This is a genomic window from Comamonas granuli NBRC 101663 (assembly GCF_000739995.1).
GTDB classification, from domain to species: Bacteria; Pseudomonadota; Gammaproteobacteria; order Burkholderiales; family Burkholderiaceae_C; genus Simplicispira; species Simplicispira granuli.
In genome coordinates this window covers 12793-28220 of sequence record NZ_BBJX01000003.1, presented here as the reverse complement: position 1 = coordinate 28220, position 15428 = coordinate 12793, and the positions used below count along the sequence as shown (strand labels likewise).

The following is a 15428-nucleotide window of genomic DNA, read 5'->3' as shown; positions in this document are numbered from 1 at the left end:
TTTTTCCTTAGCCATTTCTGTTCTCCAAAGAGCAATGCCTGTGTCGGGGTTTAACGTCTGCATCCGGTTGCTGGTTCGTCCCGCACAGGGCAACGGGACGGCACCGGATCGCAGATTGCAAGAATCTTGCTATCTTTTAGTGAGCTACTAGCGCTTGCTGTATAAGCGCTAGCGGCCCATTTCTCTGCTCAGAGGTGCGTGGGTAAAAATGCTGTGCATTTTGGATCCGGCCCTTCCTGGTCAGAGGCGCCCGAGCAAAATTTGCTGCGCAAATTTTGGTCTGGCAGCTTTTATTTACTTTGCGCGTGCAGCGATGATGGCCTCGGCCACGTTGCGCGGAGCTTCGGCGTAGTGCTTGAACTCCATGGTGTACGTGGCACGGCCCTGCGTCATGGAGCGCAGTTGCGTGGCGTAGCCGAACATCTCGGACAGCGGCACCTCGGCCTTGATGGCCTTGCCGCCACCGACCATGTCGTCCATGCCCTGCACCATGCCGCGGCGGCTGGAGAGGTCGCCCATCACGGTACCGGCGTAGTCTTCCGGCGTTTCCACTTCCACGGCCATCATGGGCTCCAGGATGACGGGTTGGGCCTTCTTGGCGGCTTCCTTGAAGCCGAAGATGGCGGCCATCTTGAACGCCTGTTCGGACGAGTCCACGTCGTGGTAGGAGCCGAAGGTCAGCGCGACCTTGACGTCCACCACGGGGTAGCCGGCCAGCACGCCGCTGGTGAGCGCTTCTTCCACACCCTTTTGCACGGCGGGGATGTACTCGCGCGGCACCACGCCGCCCTTGATCTCGTCGAGGAACTCGAAACCCTTGCCCGGCTCGTTGGGTTCGACGCGGAACACCACGTGGCCGTACTGGCCCTTACCACCGGACTGGCGCACGAACTTGCCGTCCACGTCCTTGACCGTGGAGCGGATGGTTTCGCGGTAGGCCACCTGGGGCTTGCCGACGTTGGCTTCCACGCCGAACTCGCGCTTCATGCGGTCGACGATGATTTCCAGGTGCAGCTCGCCCATGCCGGCGATGATGGTCTGGCCCGATTCCTCGTCGGTGCGCACGCGGAAGGACGGATCCTCGGAGGCCAGGCGCGAGAGGGCGATACCCATCTTCTCCTGGTCGGCCTTGGTCTTGGGCTCGACGGCCTGGGCGATCACGGGCTCGGGGAAGACCATCTTCTCAAGCATGATGTGGTTGTCCAGGTCGCACAGGGTGTCGCCCGTGGTCACTTCCTTGAGGCCCACGCAGGCCGCGATGTCGCCAGCGCGGATTTCGTCGATTTCCTGGCGCTCGTTGGCGTGCATCTGCACGATACGGCCGATGCGCTCCTTCTTGCCCTTGACGGCGTTGTACACGGTGTCGCCCTTGGTCAGCACACCGGAGTACACGCGCACGAAGGTCAGCTGGCCGACGAAGGGGTCGGTCATGAGCTTGAATGCCAGGGCGGAGAACTTCTCGTTGTCGTCGGCCTTGCGCGTGAGCTTCTTCTCTTCGTCGTCGGGGTCGGTGCCGGCCACGTCGGGAATGTCGGTGGGCGCGGGCAGCAGGTCGAGCACGGCGTCGAGCATGCGCTGCACGCCCTTGTTCTTGAAGGCCGAGCCGCACAGCATGGGCTGGATTTCGGTGGCGATGGTGCGCTGGCGCAGGCCGGCGATGATCTCGGCCTCGGAGAGGTCACCCTCTTCCAGGTACTTGTTCATCAGCTCTTCGCTGGCCTCGGCAGCGGCCTCGACCATGTTCTCGCGCCACTTCTTGCAGGTTTCCGCCAGGTCGGCGGGGATGTCGCCGTACTCGAACTTCATGCCCTGGCTGGCCTCGTCCCAGATGATGGCCTTCATCTTGAGCAGGTCCACCACGCCCTGGAAGTGGTCTTCGGCGCCGATGGGCACCACGATGGGCACGGGGTTGGCGTTCAGGCGCAGCTTCATCTGGTCGTAGACCTTGAAGAAGTTGGCGCCGGTGCGGTCCATCTTGTTCACGAAGGCTAGGCGCGGCACCTTGTGCTTGTTGGCCTGGCGCCACACGGTCTCGGACTGGGGCTGCACGCCGCCCACGGCGCAGTACACCATCACGGCGCCGTCGAGCACGCGCATGGAGCGCTCCACCTCGATGGTGAAGTCCACGTGGCCCGGGGTGTCGATGATGTTGATGCGGTGCTCGGGGCGCGACAGGTCCATGCCCTTCCAGAAGCAGGTCACGGCGGACGAGGTGATCGTGATGCCGCGCTCTTGCTCCTGCTCCATCCAGTCGGTGGTGGCCGCGCCGTCGTGCACTTCGCCCAGCTTGTGGGTCACGCCGGTGTAGAACAGGATGCGCTCGGACGTGGTGGTCTTGCCAGCGTCGATGTGGGCCGAGATACCGATGTTGCGGTAGCGCTCAAGGGGGGTTTTGCGGGCCATGGTGTGGGTCTTTCGTTCATGGCCAAGAGCCCGATCGCCAGATACTGACGAGTCGGGCCCCGGCCTTCGAGATGGGAAGATGGGAGCTTAGAAGCGGAAGTGGCTGAAGGCCTTGTTGGCCTCGGCCATGCGGTGCACTTCGTCACGGCGCTTCATGGCGCCGCCACGGCCTTCGGTGGCTTCCATCAACTCGTTGGCCAGGCGCTGGGCCATGGACTTCTCGCTGCGCTTGCGCGCCGCTTCCTTGATCCAGCGCATCGACAGCGCCAGACGGCGCACGGGACGCACTTCCACGGGCACCTGGTAGTTGGCGCCACCCACGCGGCGGGACTTGACTTCCACCATGGGCTTGACGTTGTTGATGGCCGTGTTGAACACCTCGATGGCGCTCTTCTCGGGCTGCTTCTTCTCGATCAGTTCCAGGGCGCCGTAGATGATGCGCTCTGCCACTGCTTTTTTGCCGCCTTCCATGATGACGTTCATGAATTTGGACAGCTCGACGTTGCCGAACTTGGGATCCGGCAGGATTTCACGTTTGGGGACTTCGCGACGACGTGGCATTTTTTACCTCTATCTTGCTTCAGTTGGCACCATTTCAGGCACCGCGAGAGCCATCAGGACTCCCACTTACTCGACCCGCGCAAACCATTTTGCGGGAGGGTCACTACGCTGCATCTTCCGCGCCACGCGGCGGACACAGCACCGAAAATCTGCACTGGCCAGATTACTTGGCCTTGGGCTTCTTGGCGCCGTACTTGGAACGGGCCTGCTTGCGGTCCTTGACCCCTTGCAGGTCCAGGGAGCCGCGCACGATGTGGTAACGCACACCGGGCAAGTCCTTCACACGGCCGCCGCGCACGAGCACCACGCTGTGCTCTTGCAGGTTGTGGCCTTCGCCGCCGATGTAGGAGATGACCTCGAAGCCGTTGGTCAGACGCACCTTGGCGACCTTGCGCAGAGCGGAGTTCGGCTTCTTGGGCGTCGTGGTGTACACACGGGTGCACACGCCGCGGCGCTGCGGGCAGTTCTGCATCGCCGGGCTCTTGGACTTGGTGGTCTCGACCTCGCGCCCGTGACGCACGAGTTGGTTGATGGTTGGCATTAATACGTCCCTAAACGTGAATGTGCGAAAACGTCAATCCCTTCGGAAATTCCGAAAAGCCTGCCAATGTAGCAAAAGAAGCGCCTCAATGCAAGCCTGGGGCCGCGGGGCTCACTGGATCCACAGGCGCATGGCGTCCCAGGCGCGGCCGAGGAACCCGGCCTGCTCCACGCCGTCGAGGGCGACGAGCGGCACCTCGGCGAGCTGCTGCTCGCCCAGCACCACCTTGAGCGTGCCGACGGACTGGCCCTGGGTGATGGGCGCGACGAGCGGCTCCGGCCGCACGACCTGGGTGCTGATCTTGCCCGCGCTGCCCGCGGGCACAGTGACGACGATGGCGCCCGGCCGGCCCAGCCGGACGGTGGCTGCCTTGCCCTTCCAGATGGCGGGGGTCTGCACGGCCTGCCCGGCATCGAAGAGCTTGACGGCGTCGAAGGCGGTATAGCCCCAGTTGAGCAGCTTCTGGCTCTCATTGGCGCGGGCATTCTCGCTCGCGGCGCCGAGCACGATGGACAGCAGGCGGCGCGAGCCCACGCCGGGGAATTCGCGCTTGGCCGTGGCCACGAGGCAGTAGCCGGCCGCGTCGGTGTGCCCCGTCTTGAGGCCGTCGACGGTCGGGTCGCGGTAGAGCAGCAGGTTGCGGTTGCTGCTGTTGGACGCCGGCGTGCCCTCGTAGCGGTACTGCTTGGTGGCGTAGTAGTGCATGTACTCGGGGAAGTCCTGCATCAGGCGCGCCGCCAGGATGGAGAGGTCGCGCGCCGTGGTGGTGTGCCCGGGCGCGGTCAGGCCCTCGGGGTTCTTGAAGCCGGTGTTCTTCATGCCCAGGGCACGCGCCTGGTCGTTCATAAGCTTGACGAAGTTCTCGGCCGTGCCGCCCACACCTTCGGCCAGAGCCATGGTGGCGTCGTTGCCCGACTGCACGATCATGCCCTTGAGCAGGTCGTCCACGGGCACCTGCATCTTGGGGTCGATGAACATGCGCGAGCCCGGCATCTTCCAGGCGCGCACGCTGACGGGGAGCTTCTGGTCCAGGGTGATCTTTTTGGCGCGCAGCGCGTCGAACACCAGGTAGCCCGTCATCAGCTTGGTCAGCGAGGCGGGTTCGACGGGCGCGTCGATGTCCTTGCCGGCCAGGACCTGGCCCGCCGTCACGTCCATCAGCAGGTAGGCGCGTGCGGCGATCTCGGGGGGCTGGGGCGCCTGGGCCTGGGCGCCCAGGGCCAGGGCGGACAGGCTGGCGGACAGGAGGAAGGAGCGGAATACGGAAAAGAGTCGTTGCATGGAGTCAGGACAGAGAGGAAAGAGGTCGGCCGGCTGGAGCGCCGGTCATTGGAGGTGGCGAACGACCAGTCCCTTGAGCAGGGGAAGCTGGCCATGGAAGAAATGCCCACCGCCGGGCACCACGGTGACCGGCAGGGTCTGCGGCCGCGCCCAGTCGAGCACGGCGGACAGGGGCACGGTCTGGTCGTGCTCGCCGTGGATCACCAGGGTGCGCAGGTGGGCCTCGGGCGGGAGGGCGGCCACCTCGAAGCGGCTGGCCGCCGTGCCCACGAGCACGGCGTGGCGCACCTCGCGCTGCGCCCACAAGGCGGCCAGCGCATGGCTGGCGACGAAGGCCCCGAAGGAAAAGCCCGCCAGCGCCAGCGGCCCCTCGGGTGCGGCCTGGCGCACAACGGCGAGCATGTCGTCCCGTTCGCCGCGGCCCTCGTCGTGCACGCCGGCACTCTGGCCCACGCCGCGGAAGTTGAAGCGCACCGCCCCCCAGCCGCACTGCACAAAGGCACGCGCCAGGGTTTGCACGACCTTGTTGTCCAGGGTGCCGCCGAACAGGGGGTGGGGGTGGGCGATGACCGCCATGCCGCGCGGCGTGCCCGCGGGCATGTCGCGGCGCGCCTCGATAGTGCCGGCCGCGCCGGCAAAGCTCAGAATCTCGGTATGGGCGTTCATTTGCTATGAATAGTATAGCTGCCAGCGCTTGCCGGACAAGCGCTGGATGCCAAAATAGCTCAATACCCGTAGAGTCCGGCTCAGCGCCCGAGTTCCGGCGGCGTGCGCAGGCGCTCGACAATTTGGCCGTTCTTCAGGTGCGACTCGACGATTTCCTCGATGTCGGCCAGGTCCACGTAGCTGTACCACACGCCTTCGGGATACACCACGGCGACGGGCGCGGCGGCGCAGCGGTCCAGGCAGCCCGCCTTGTTCACGCGCACCTGGCCCGGTCCGGCCAGGCCGGCCTGCTTGACCAGGGTCTTGCAGTGGTCGAACGCCGCCTTGGCGCCGTGCAGGGCGCAGCAGCCCTCGCCGTTGGGGCGCTCGTTGAGGCAGAAGAAGATGTGCCGCGCGTAGTACTGCGGCTGCGGTGTGCCGCTGGTGGGAGAGCTCATGGCGGTATTTTAGGAACCCCGCTGCGGGCGGGCGGCGCGCAGCAACACCACCAGCAGCGTGGCATAGGGCCAAAGCCAGCCCAGCCACTGCCCCAGGCCGTAGAAGCGGATGAAGCGCCCCTGCTCCCATACGAACAGGGTTTCGGCGAAATAGGCGCTCGTGGGCGCGTCGTTGAGCAGCGCCAGTTGCACCGGCAGGGCCACCAGCAGCAGCACGGTCGCCGCGCGCGGCGGCAACGGCAAGGCCGCCGCCGCCAGCGCGCCGCCCAGAACGATGCCGGCCTGGGCCGGTGGGCCCAGCCAGTCCCACGCATGGGCCGGGCCAAAGCTCAGCGCCGTGGACAGCGCCGTCGCCCCCACGCCCACGCCCATGGCCGTGGCCACCAGCACCGCGCGGCGCAGCCCCGGGCGCGTGACGCTGCCGACCAGCAGTGCCGGCGCCAGCAGCCCCAGGGCCACGCAGCACAGCTCGGCCAGCGGCGAGAGCGGCTGCAGGGGCTCGCTGCGCACCGGCAGCCAGGCGAGAAAGGGCGTGCCCGCCAGCAGCTCGGCCAGGGCCAGCTCCAGCCGCTCGAACACCTGCCCCAGGCCGAAGGGCTCGGCCGCCGGAAACAGCAGGGCCCAGGGCCACAGCGCCAGCAGCACCAGCGGGCCGCGCGCGTCGGGCAGGAACCAGCGCGCACGAAAGCGGCTCCAGCGCGCCAGTGCGCCCCAGCGTTCGAGCAGCACGGCCAGCAGCGCCCCGGCCAGGGTGCCGCCGCTGTTGAGCACCCAGTCCATGTTGGAGGGCACGCGCTGGGGCAGGTAGATCTGCAGGAATTCCATGGCCAGCGACAGCAGACTGCCCGCGAGCGCCGCCAGCGGCACGGCCGGGCGCGCCCAACCCGTGCGCACCAGGGCCAGGGCGAGCAAGAAGCCCAGCGGCGCGTAGCCCAGCACGTTGGTGCCGGCGTCGAATCCCGTCCAGTAGGGCGGCGGGATGCGCGCCGTGAGAAATACCCAGGGATCTATGCCCTGTGCACGCCAGCCCGTGAACGGGAACAGGCTGGCAAAGACGATGAGCGCCCCGTAGACCCACGCAAGCGGCCAGGCGGAGGTCTTGTGCACAGCCGCCCGCCCGCTAGAAAGGCTTGACCACCACCAGCACCACCACCGCCACGAGCAGCAGCACCGGCGCCTCGTTGAACCAGCGGTACCAGACATGGCTGCGCCCCTGGGCGCCGCTCTCGAAGCGGCGCAGCAGCACGGCGCAGTAGCCGTGGTAGGCCAGCACCAGCAGCACCAGCAGCAGCTTGGCATGCATCCAGCCGCTGCCCGGCCCCATGCCTATGCCGTAGCCCAGCCACAGCCACAGCCCCAGCCCCAGGGCGGGCAGCGCCAGCATGTGCGTGAAGCGCAGCAGCTTCTTCGCCATGAGCAGCAGGCGCGCGCGCTCGGCCACCGAGCCGGGCGGCACCATGGCCAGGTTGACGTAGATGCGCGGCAGGTAGAACAGGCCGGCGAACCAGCTCGCCACGAACACGATATGGAAGGATTTGACCCAGAGCATGGGGCCAGTGTAGTGGGGTGCGTGCGCGGCACGACCAAAAAAGTGGCCCGGCAGACACCTGCCGGGCCGGGAAAGCCTGGTGCCTTGCGGGCCGCCAGGCCCCGCTCAGGGAGGAAAAAGCGGGGGGCGGCCAGGCCGCCCGCTGCAAATCTAGCACCACCCACCCCCATCTTCAACTGCTTTGCGCAAATCGGTGGGCATGCCGGGCACAGTAGGGCACAATTTTCCCCATGCACCTCTCCAGCCCCACCCCCTTCCCCGCCCACCGCCCGCGCCGCCTGCGCCGCGACACCTTCACCCGCAACCTGGTGCGCGAGCACGCCGTCACCGTCAACGACCTGATCTACCCGGTGTTCGTGCTCGACGGCACGAGCCGCCGCGAGGCCGTGGCCTCCATGCCCGGCGTGGAGCGCCTGAGCCTGGACCTGCTCATGGGCGTGGCCGAGGACTGCGTCAAGCTCGGCATCCCCGTGATGGCGCTGTTCCCGGTGATCGACGCGAGCCTCAAGACGCCCGACGGCAAGGAGGCGCTCAACCCCGAAGGCCTGGTGCCGCGCGTGGTGCGCGCCCTGAAGAAGGAGTTTCCCGACCTGGGCGTGATGACCGACGTGGCCCTCGACCCCTACACCAGCCATGGCCAGGACGGCCTGCTCGACGAGACCGGCTATGTGCTCAACGACGCCACGGTGGAAGTGCTGGTCGGCCAGGCGCTCACGCAGGCCGAGGCCGGCGTGGACATCGCCGCCCCCAGCGACATGATGGATGGGCGCATCGGCGCCATCCGCGAGGCACTCGAAGCCCACGGCCACATCCACACGCGCATCATGGCCTACAGCGCCAAGTACGCCAGCGCCTTCTACGGCCCCTTCCGCGACGCGGTGGGCTCGGCCGCGAACCTGGGCAAGAGCAACAAGAAGGTCTACCAGATGGACCCCGGCAACAGCGACGAGGCGCTGCGCGAGGTGGCCATCGACATCGCCGAGGGCGCCGACATGGTGATGGTCAAGCCCGGCATGCCCTACCTCGACATCGTGCGCCGCGTGAAGGACGAATTCCGCGTGCCCACCTTCGCCTACCAGGTGTCGGGCGAGTACGCCATGCTCCAGGCCGCGGCACTGAACGGCTGGCTGGACCGCGACGCGGTGATACTGGAGAGCCTGCTGGCCTTCAAGCGCGCGGGCGCCGACGGCGTGCTGACCTACTTTGCCCGCGACGCCGCCCGTTTGCTGCAAAATAGATAGCTTTCAACGCTTGCCCAGTAAGCGCTAAAGCCACTTTTGAACGGAATTCCTGGCGCCATGGGCCGCTTGCGCACCGCACCGCACGCACCGCTGCTCACGCAGGCCGCGGCAGCCCTGCTGTGCATGGCGGTGGCGCTGGCCACGGAGCAGCCGGCCCCCGGGCAGGAGGCCACCCAGCTGTTCCAGCCCGCCAGCGGCCTGGTGCTGGCGCTGATCGTCTGCGGCGGGCGGCGCCTGGCCCCGGCCCTGGGCGCAGGCCTGCTGCTGCAGGCCGCCCTGGCGGGCCACGCACCGCTGGCAGCACTCGCCCACGCCCTGGGCCCCCTGGTGGCGGCGCTGGCGTCGGCCTGGCTGCTGCGCGGCGGGGGGCGCTTCGACATCGACCAGCCGAACTTCCACGTCGTGGGCCATGTGCTGCTGTGGGCCTGCGGTGTGGGTGCGGGTACGGGCGCGCTGGCGTCGACCGGCACGCTGGTGCTGACCGGCACGCTGGCGCCCGAGGCCTGGCTGTTCCAGTACCTGCAGCACTGGATGGGCAGTGCCCTGGGGATCTTGCTCGTCTCGCCGCTGGTGCTCGCCTGGCGGCGCACCTTGCGCTTTCCCGCGCCGCTGCGCCGCGTGCACGAGGGCCTGCTGGTCTGGACGCTGACGGCCGCAGCCGCCGTGGCCGTGTTCGGCAACACCGTCAGCCCCACGCTGGCACCGCTGGCCAATGCCTACTGGATGTTCCTGTTCGTCGCCTGGTCGGGCGCGCGCCTGGGCCTGCTGCCCACCATGGGGCTGCTGTGCCTCATCGCCCTGCAGGCGCTGTGGGGCACGTACCAGCGCACCGGCTTTTTCGCGCGCGACATCGCCGCCAGCCAGGGCTTTGGCTACTGGTCCTACATGATGATCCTGGGTGTGGTGGGCCTGGCGCTGGCCGCCTGGCTGGCCGAGCGGCGGCGCCAGAAAACGGCGCTGCGCATCGCCGCCATCGCCTTCGAGTGCCAGGAGGGTTTGCTCATCACCGACGCCCGGGGCCGCATTCTGCAGGCCAACCCTGCGCTGTGGCGGCTCACGGGTTACACCCTGGGCCATATGCAGGGGCGCACGGCCCAGTTTCTGTGCGCGCCCACCGCAGCCCCGGGTGATTGCCTGCCATGCACCCCCGGCCGCAATGTGCAACTGCGCATACGCCTGGCACGCAAGGGCGGCGACGTGTTCCCCGCCTGGGTGTCCATCACGCCGGTGCATGGGCCGGACGCGGTCATCAGTCACTATGTCGTCAGCCTGCGGGACATCACCAGCCTGGAGGAGCAGGAGCAGCGCATGGCCGAGCACGCCGCCACGCAACGCCACGCCCTGGTGCGCGAGGTGCACCACCGCATCAAGAACAATCTGCAGGGCATCGTGGGCATGCTGCGCACGCTCGACCGCCAGCACCCGCAATTGCGCGGTGCCATCCAGCAGGTGGTGGACCAGATCCAGAGCATCGCCGCCATCCACGGCCTGCAGGGGCGCGCGCCCTCCGAAGAGGTGCGCCTGTGCACGCTGCTGCAGGCCATTGCCGAGAGCATTGCGCAGAACTGGAACACGCCCATTGCTCTGGACATCCCGCCGCGCTGGCAGCCCGTGCGCGTGGCCAGTGCCGAGGCCGTTCCGGTGGCGCTGGTGCTCAACGAGCTGCTGGTCAACGCCGTCAAGCATGGCGGCCAGGCGCAGCAGGACGTGCGCGCCTCCCTGCACCGCGACGCCGAGGACGGGCAGGTGCGCGTGCGCATCTCCAACCCGGGACACTGGCCGGCGCCCATGCAGCCCCCCCAGGCCCTCGCAGGCCGGGGGCTGGACCTGGTGGCCGCGCTCATGCCGCGCTCGGGCGCGCGCCTCACGCGCCACCAGGCCGGAGGGCGCGCGACCACGGACCTCGTGCTCTCCTCCCCCGTCATCCACGCCGAAACCCCGGACCATGACCGCACCCACAACGCCCCCTTGCCCGCCCCATCTGCTGCTGGTGGACGATGACCGGCTCATCCTGGCCACGCTCGCGCGCGGCCTGGAGGACGCGGGCTTTCATGTCAGCACCGCCGAATCGGCCGAAGACGCCCAGGAACTGCTGGGCAGCGGGCTGCGCCCGGACCTCGCCCTGCTCGACGTGCGCCTGCCGGGGGAGGACGGGCTGGCCCTGGCCGCACGCCTGCACACCCTGGACCACATTCCCTTTCTCATGCTGAGCGCCTTCAGCGACGAGGCCACGGTGCAGGAGGCCGCGCGCATCGGCGCACTGGGCTACCTGGTCAAGCCGCTGGACACCGAGCAGATCCGCCCCACGCTGCTGGCCGCGCTGCAGCGCGCGCAGGAACACGCCGAACTGCGCACGCACCGCGACCAATTGCAGACCGCCCTGCACAGCGACCGCGACATCAACGTGGCCATAGGCATCACCATGGTGCAGTACCGGCTCTCGCGCCAGGCGGCCTTCGAGATGCTGCGCGCCGCCGCCCGCGCCCAGCGGCGCAAGCTCGCCCTGCTGGCGCAGGACGTCATCCAGACCTGCGACAGCCTGCACCCTGGCGGGCCAGAGACCGGTCCCGGCCATTGAGCCGGTGCAGGTTTTCCCGGATTGTCAAGCCGCCGCCGCCGTGACATAAATCAACCCCCGGGCGGCCCAACCCTCTGCCGCCCGCGCTCCAGGGGCCCAGAACACGCCTCGTTGCCACGACGAGAACCACGCCCGTGTCTGCCCCAGCATTTCTTGCGTTCGCCTGCTCGAACCTGCCAGCACCCTGGCTTGCACGCCGCACCGGCGGCTGCGCGGCCCTGCGTGCACGGAATCGCACGCCATGACGCTTGCTGCCAGCCGCCGGTCTGCCCCCATAGGCGCCTGGCGCCTGGTATGCCAACGGCTGTGGCACCGGGGCATGGCATCCTGGATCTTCCGCTGGCGTGTGGGCACGCGCCTGCTTGCCATGATGGCCCTGGCCGCCCTGGTGGCCGTGGCGCTCACCGCCTCGGGCGTGCACGGGCTGGCCGAATCCACCGAGAGCCTGCGCAGTGTGTACGAAGAACGCATGAAGCCGGTGCGCACGCTCGCGCAGATCGCCCAGCTCATGCAGACCAACCAGCTCCAGATGCAGGCCGCACTGGCCCGCGCGCAGGCACAGCCGACGCGCGGCGCGGCGACGCAGGACAGCGCCAGCGCGGCCACTGACGCCATCGAGCAGAACATCCGCACCATAGACGCCCTGTGGGAGTCCTATACCCGCAGCACTCCGCTCAGCACGGCAGAAAGCGCGCTGGCCGAGCAGTTCCAGATCAAGCGCACCACCTACCTGCAGCACGCCCTGCGGCCCGCGCTCACTGCCCTGCAGGACAGGGAAACCCTCCAGATCGCGCAGCACACCGCCAGTGCCCGCACGTTCTACGAGCGCGCCCACCAGGACATCCAGGCGCTGATCGACCTGCAGTTCGAGCACGCACGCGCCGCCTACGAGGCAGGCATGCAGCGCTACGAGCGCACGCGCGACCGCGCCCTGTGGATGCTGCCCGCCGCCATGCTGGCGCTGAGCCTGCTGGGATGGTGGCAGATCCGCTCCATCGTCGATCCGCTTGCGCGCGTCACCCAGGTGTTCCAGCGCATGGCACGGGGGCAGCTCGACTCGCACATCCGCGTGCCCGGGCGCGACGAGGTCAGCGTGCTGCTGCGCGAGCTGCGCACCCTGCAGTCGCGCCTGGCGTCCAACGAGCAGGCCATCCACCGCCTGGCCTTCTACGACGCCCTCACGGGCCTGCCCAACCGCACGCTGCTGCGCGAGCGCATCCAGCAGGCCCTGCAGGAGAGCCGCGGCGACACCCGCCACCGCGCCCTGCTGCTGCTGGACCTGGACCACTTCAAGACCATCAACGACACCCTGGGCCACGAGGTGGGCGACCAGTTTCTGCTGGAAATGGCGCAGCGCCTGCGCACCCAGGCCGTGGCGCCGCACCTGGTCGCGCGCATCGGGGGGGATGAGTTCGTCGTGCTCACCGGCCCACTCGACACCGATGGCACGCGCGCGCTCGACCAGGCCGTGGCGCTGGGGCAGGCGCTGCTGGGCGCGCTGGCCGCCCCCTGCACGATCGGCGGGCACGACCACCATGGCAGCGCCAGCATCGGCCTGAGCCTGTTCCAGTGCGGCAATGCCAGCCTCAAGGATCTGCTCAAGCGCGCCGACCTGGCCATGTACCAGGCCAAGAACGCCGGGCGCAACCAGTTGTGCGCCTTCGATCCGTCCATGCAGATCCAACTCGACGAGCGCGCCGCGCTGACCGCGGCGCTGCGCCAGGCGCTGGCGGATCACCAGTTCCTGCTGTACTACCAGCCCCAGGTGGACGAGTATGGCCAGGCCGTGGGCGCCGAAGCGCTGCTGCGCTGGCAGCACCCGGAGCACGGGCTGGTGCCGCCGGCGCAGTTCATCCCCCTCGCCGAGGCCAGCGGGCTGATACTGCCCATAGGCCACTGGGTGCTGCAGCAGGCCTGCGCCCAACTGGCCGCCTGGCAGGCCTGCCCCGACACACGCCACCTGGAGCTGGCCGTGAACGTGAGCGTGCGCCAGTTCCGCGAACCCGATTTCGCCGCCAGTGTGCTGCGCCTGCTCGACACCAGCGGCATAGACGCGACGCGCCTGGTGCTCGAACTGACCGAGAGCCTGGTGATCGACGACCTGGAAGACACGCGCGTCAAGATGCAGGTGCTGAACGAACGCGGGGTGCGCTTTGCGCTCGACGATTTCGGCACGGGCTACTCCTCGCTGTCCGTGCTGCGCGACCTGCCCCTGCACCTGCTCAAGATCGACCGCAGCTTCGTGCGCGACGTGGCCGAGGCCGCAGGCAGCGCCACCCTGGTGCGCACCATTGTGAACATGGCCCGCAGCCTGGGCCTGCAAATCGTCGCCGAGGGGGTGGAAACCATTGCCCAGCAGCAGGCGCTGCGCCAGGCGCATTGCCACTTCTTCCAGGGTTACCTGTTCTCCCGCCCCCTGCCGGGCGACGCCTTCGCCGCCTGGCTGCAGGCACTGTCCCTCCCTCCCCCCGCGCATTCCCCCACGTCCTCCGCATCGCTTTGACCCCCAAGAGAACTGCCATGAACCGCTTCAAGATTTCCACCCGTGTGACCGTGCTGGCCGTGCTGCTGGCGCTGCTGTCGGTCTTCATCGGCGCCCTGGGGCTATGGGGCGTCACCCAGTCCAACCAGGCGCTGCAGACCATGTACGCCGAGCGCCTGGCGGCCACCGCCGAGATCGGGAAGATCCAGTCCCTGTTGCTGCAGCAGCGCCTGCTGCTGGCGGTGACGCTGGTGACGCCCGACGATGCCACCATCCAGGCCAATATGGCCACCGTGGAGATGAACATCACCACCATCAGCACGGTGTGGCAGGACTACATGCGGCGCCCGCACGCCCCGGACGAGACGCGCCTGGCCGAGACCTTCTACGAGCACCGCATGCGCTTCGTGAACGAAGGCCTGCGCCCTGCCGCCGCAGCGCTGCGCGCGGGCGACGTGGAGCAGGCACGGCAACTGGTGACCGAGCGGGTGCGCCCGCTGTACCTCCCGGTGGGCGAGGCTATCGATGCCCTGGTGCGCTGGCAGGCCGAGGCCGGCAAGCAGGCCTGGGATGCCGCCAGCCAGCGCTATGCGCTGATCCGCAACGCCGCGGTGGCGGCCATCGTGCTGGGCCTGTTGTTTGCCATCCTCTTCTCCGGGGCCCTGGTGCGCAGCATCTCCCGCTCGCTCGGCCAGGCCGTGCAAGCCGCGCAAGCCATCGCCCGCGGAGACCTGAGCCGCGACATCCATGCCCAGGACCAGGACGAGGCAGCGCAAGTGCTGCACGCGCTGGGCTCCATGCAGGCGCAGCTCACGGGCATCGTGCGCGGCATCCGCGAGGGCAGCGAAAACCTGGCGAGCGCCTCCGGCCAGATCTTCACGGGCAACCACGACCTGGCCAGCCGCACCGAGCAGCAGGCCGGTGCGCTGGAACAGACCGCTGCCGCCATGCAGCAGCTCAGCGCCACGGTGCAGCAAAACGCCGAGAACTCGCGCCAGGCACAGCACCTGGCCAGCAGCGCCAGCCAGGTGGCCCAGCACGGCGGCACGGTCATGGGTCAGGTGGTGAGCACCATGCGCGAGATCCACGCCTCCTCGGGCAAGATTGCCGACATCATCGGCGTGATCGACGGCATTGCCTTCCAGACCAATATCCTGGCGCTCAACGCCGCGGTGGAGGCGGCGCGCGCGGGCGAGCAGGGGCGCGGTTTTGCCGTGGTGGCCTCCGAGGTGCGCGCCCTGGCCGGGCGCTCGGCCGAGGCCGCCAAGGAGATCAAGCAGCTCATCGGTGCCAGCGTGGAGCGTGTGGAGTCCGGCACGGCGCAGGTGGACCAGGCAGGGGCGACCATGCAGGAGGTCGTGACGTCCATCCAGCGCGTCGCCAGCCTGATGACGGACATCAGCGCTGCCAGCACCGAACAGAGCAGCGGCATGGGCCAGATCGACGCCGCCGTGCAGCACCTGGACCAGACGACGCAGCAGAACGCCGCCCTGGTGGAGGAGCTCTCCGCAGCGGCGCGCAGCCTGCAGGAACAGGCACACGCCCAGGTGCAGGCCATTGCGGTGTTCACGCTGGACGAAGATGCGGCGGCTGCAGCAGCACCGCTCACCAGCCCCGCTCCGGCCGCCGGCCGCAGCGCCATGCCCCTGCCCGCACGCGTGCCGGCGCTCACCTGAAACCAGGCCGCTG

The 15428-nt window shown here is 68.5% G+C and carries 13 protein-coding genes; 5 read left to right on the top strand and 8 right to left on the bottom strand.

Annotation, left to right across the window (positions count from 1 at the left end; translation table 11 throughout):
- Positions 1 to 294: 294 nt before the first annotated feature.
- The 8 genes from fusA to CGR01S_RS03325 form a co-directional block, all read right to left on the bottom strand.
- On the bottom strand, positions 295 to 2403 hold the full coding sequence (fusA, locus tag CGR01S_RS03360; RefSeq protein ID WP_042422411.1) for an elongation factor G: 2109 nt from the start codon (positions 2401 to 2403) through the stop codon (positions 295 to 297).
- Between the two features lie 87 nt (positions 2404 to 2490).
- Entirely contained in the window at positions 2491 to 2964 is a 474-nt protein-coding gene (rpsG, locus tag CGR01S_RS03355; protein ID WP_042422409.1) for a 30S ribosomal protein S7, read from the bottom strand.
- 163 nt (positions 2965 to 3127) lie between these two features.
- Positions 3128 to 3505 carry a 30S ribosomal protein S12 gene (rpsL, locus tag CGR01S_RS03350; protein WP_042422406.1) on the bottom strand — a complete coding sequence of 126 codons (378 nt, stop codon included), beginning with the start codon at positions 3503 to 3505 and terminating at the stop codon, positions 3128 to 3130.
- A gap of 111 nt (positions 3506 to 3616) precedes the next feature.
- Positions 3617 to 4786 (bottom strand): D-alanyl-D-alanine carboxypeptidase family protein, encoded by a 1170-nt coding sequence (locus CGR01S_RS03345; protein ID WP_042422404.1) that lies wholly within the window; start codon positions 4784 to 4786, stop codon positions 3617 to 3619.
- Between the two features lie 45 nt (positions 4787 to 4831).
- Complete coding sequence (locus CGR01S_RS03340; protein ID WP_042422403.1) at positions 4832 to 5452, bottom strand: alpha/beta hydrolase; 621 nt, start codon at positions 5450 to 5452, stop codon at positions 4832 to 4834.
- An 80-nt stretch (positions 5453 to 5532) separates the two neighbouring features.
- A complete protein-coding gene (locus tag CGR01S_RS03335; RefSeq protein ID WP_042422401.1) occupies positions 5533 to 5889 on the bottom strand; it encodes a (2Fe-2S) ferredoxin domain-containing protein in 357 nt (118 codons plus the stop codon).
- A gap of 9 nt (positions 5890 to 5898) precedes the next feature.
- Positions 5899 to 6996: a VanZ family protein gene (locus tag CGR01S_RS03330; protein ID WP_042422399.1), complete on the bottom strand. Its 1098-nt coding sequence runs from the start codon at positions 6994 to 6996 to the stop codon at positions 5899 to 5901.
- A gap of 13 nt (positions 6997 to 7009) precedes the next feature.
- Positions 7010 to 7438, bottom strand: a complete 429-nt coding sequence (locus CGR01S_RS03325) for a CopD family protein (RefSeq protein WP_042422397.1) — start codon at positions 7436 to 7438, stop codon at positions 7010 to 7012.
- 230 nt (positions 7439 to 7668) lie between these two features.
- Here CGR01S_RS03325 and hemB point away from each other — a divergent pair, with 230 nt between their 5' ends.
- From hemB to CGR01S_RS17180, 5 genes are all read left to right on the top strand, one after another.
- Entirely contained in the window at positions 7669 to 8679 is a 1011-nt protein-coding gene (gene hemB / locus CGR01S_RS03320) for a porphobilinogen synthase (RefSeq protein ID WP_042422396.1), read from the top strand.
- Positions 8680 to 8736: 57 nt separating this feature from the next.
- Positions 8737 to 10680, top strand: a complete 1944-nt coding sequence (locus CGR01S_RS03315) for an MASE1 domain-containing protein (RefSeq protein ID WP_052382489.1) — start codon at positions 8737 to 8739, stop codon at positions 10678 to 10680.
- Positions 10625 to 11257, top strand: a complete 633-nt coding sequence (locus CGR01S_RS03310; RefSeq protein WP_042422395.1) for an ANTAR domain-containing response regulator — start codon at positions 10625 to 10627, stop codon at positions 11255 to 11257. The genes CGR01S_RS03315 and CGR01S_RS03310 overlap by 56 nt, the downstream gene beginning before the upstream one ends.
- 319 nt (positions 11258 to 11576) lie before the next feature.
- Positions 11577 to 13760 carry a putative bifunctional diguanylate cyclase/phosphodiesterase gene (locus tag CGR01S_RS03305; RefSeq protein ID WP_169742448.1) on the top strand — a complete coding sequence of 728 codons (2184 nt, stop codon included), beginning with the start codon at positions 11577 to 11579 and terminating at the stop codon, positions 13758 to 13760.
- 17 nt (positions 13761 to 13777) lie between these two features.
- Positions 13778 to 15415, top strand: coding sequence for a methyl-accepting chemotaxis protein (locus tag CGR01S_RS17180; protein ID WP_042422393.1), 1638 nt, complete (start codon positions 13778 to 13780; stop codon positions 15413 to 15415).
- Positions 15416 to 15428 lie beyond the last annotated feature (13 nt).

Coding starts and splice junctions, on each gene's coding strand:
- CGR01S_RS03340 (WP_042422403.1), bottom strand. CDS start 5,452: ATGAACGCCCATACCGAGATTCTGAGCTTTGCCGGCGCGGCCGGCACT.
- CGR01S_RS03345 (WP_042422404.1), bottom strand. CDS start 4,786: ATGCAACGACTCTTTTCCGTATTCCGCTCCTTCCTCCTGTCCGCCAGC.
- CGR01S_RS03325 (WP_042422397.1), bottom strand. CDS start 7,438: ATGCTCTGGGTCAAATCCTTCCATATCGTGTTCGTGGCGAGCTGGTTC.
- CGR01S_RS03335 (WP_042422401.1), bottom strand. CDS start 5,889: ATGAGCTCTCCCACCAGCGGCACACCGCAGCCGCAGTACTACGCGCGG.
- hemB (WP_042422396.1), top strand. CDS start 7,669: ATGCACCTCTCCAGCCCCACCCCCTTCCCCGCCCACCGCCCGCGCCGC.
- CGR01S_RS03305 (WP_169742448.1), top strand. CDS start 11,577: ATGGCATCCTGGATCTTCCGCTGGCGTGTGGGCACGCGCCTGCTTGCC.
- fusA (WP_042422411.1), bottom strand. CDS start 2,403: ATGGCCCGCAAAACCCCCCTTGAGCGCTACCGCAACATCGGTATCTCG.
- CGR01S_RS17180 (WP_042422393.1), top strand. CDS start 13,778: ATGAACCGCTTCAAGATTTCCACCCGTGTGACCGTGCTGGCCGTGCTG.
- CGR01S_RS03315 (WP_052382489.1), top strand. CDS start 8,737: ATGGGCCGCTTGCGCACCGCACCGCACGCACCGCTGCTCACGCAGGCC.
- rpsG (WP_042422409.1), bottom strand. CDS start 2,964: ATGCCACGTCGTCGCGAAGTCCCCAAACGTGAAATCCTGCCGGATCCC.
- rpsL (WP_042422406.1), bottom strand. CDS start 3,505: ATGCCAACCATCAACCAACTCGTGCGTCACGGGCGCGAGGTCGAGACC.
- CGR01S_RS03310 (WP_042422395.1), top strand. CDS start 10,625: ATGACCGCACCCACAACGCCCCCTTGCCCGCCCCATCTGCTGCTGGTG.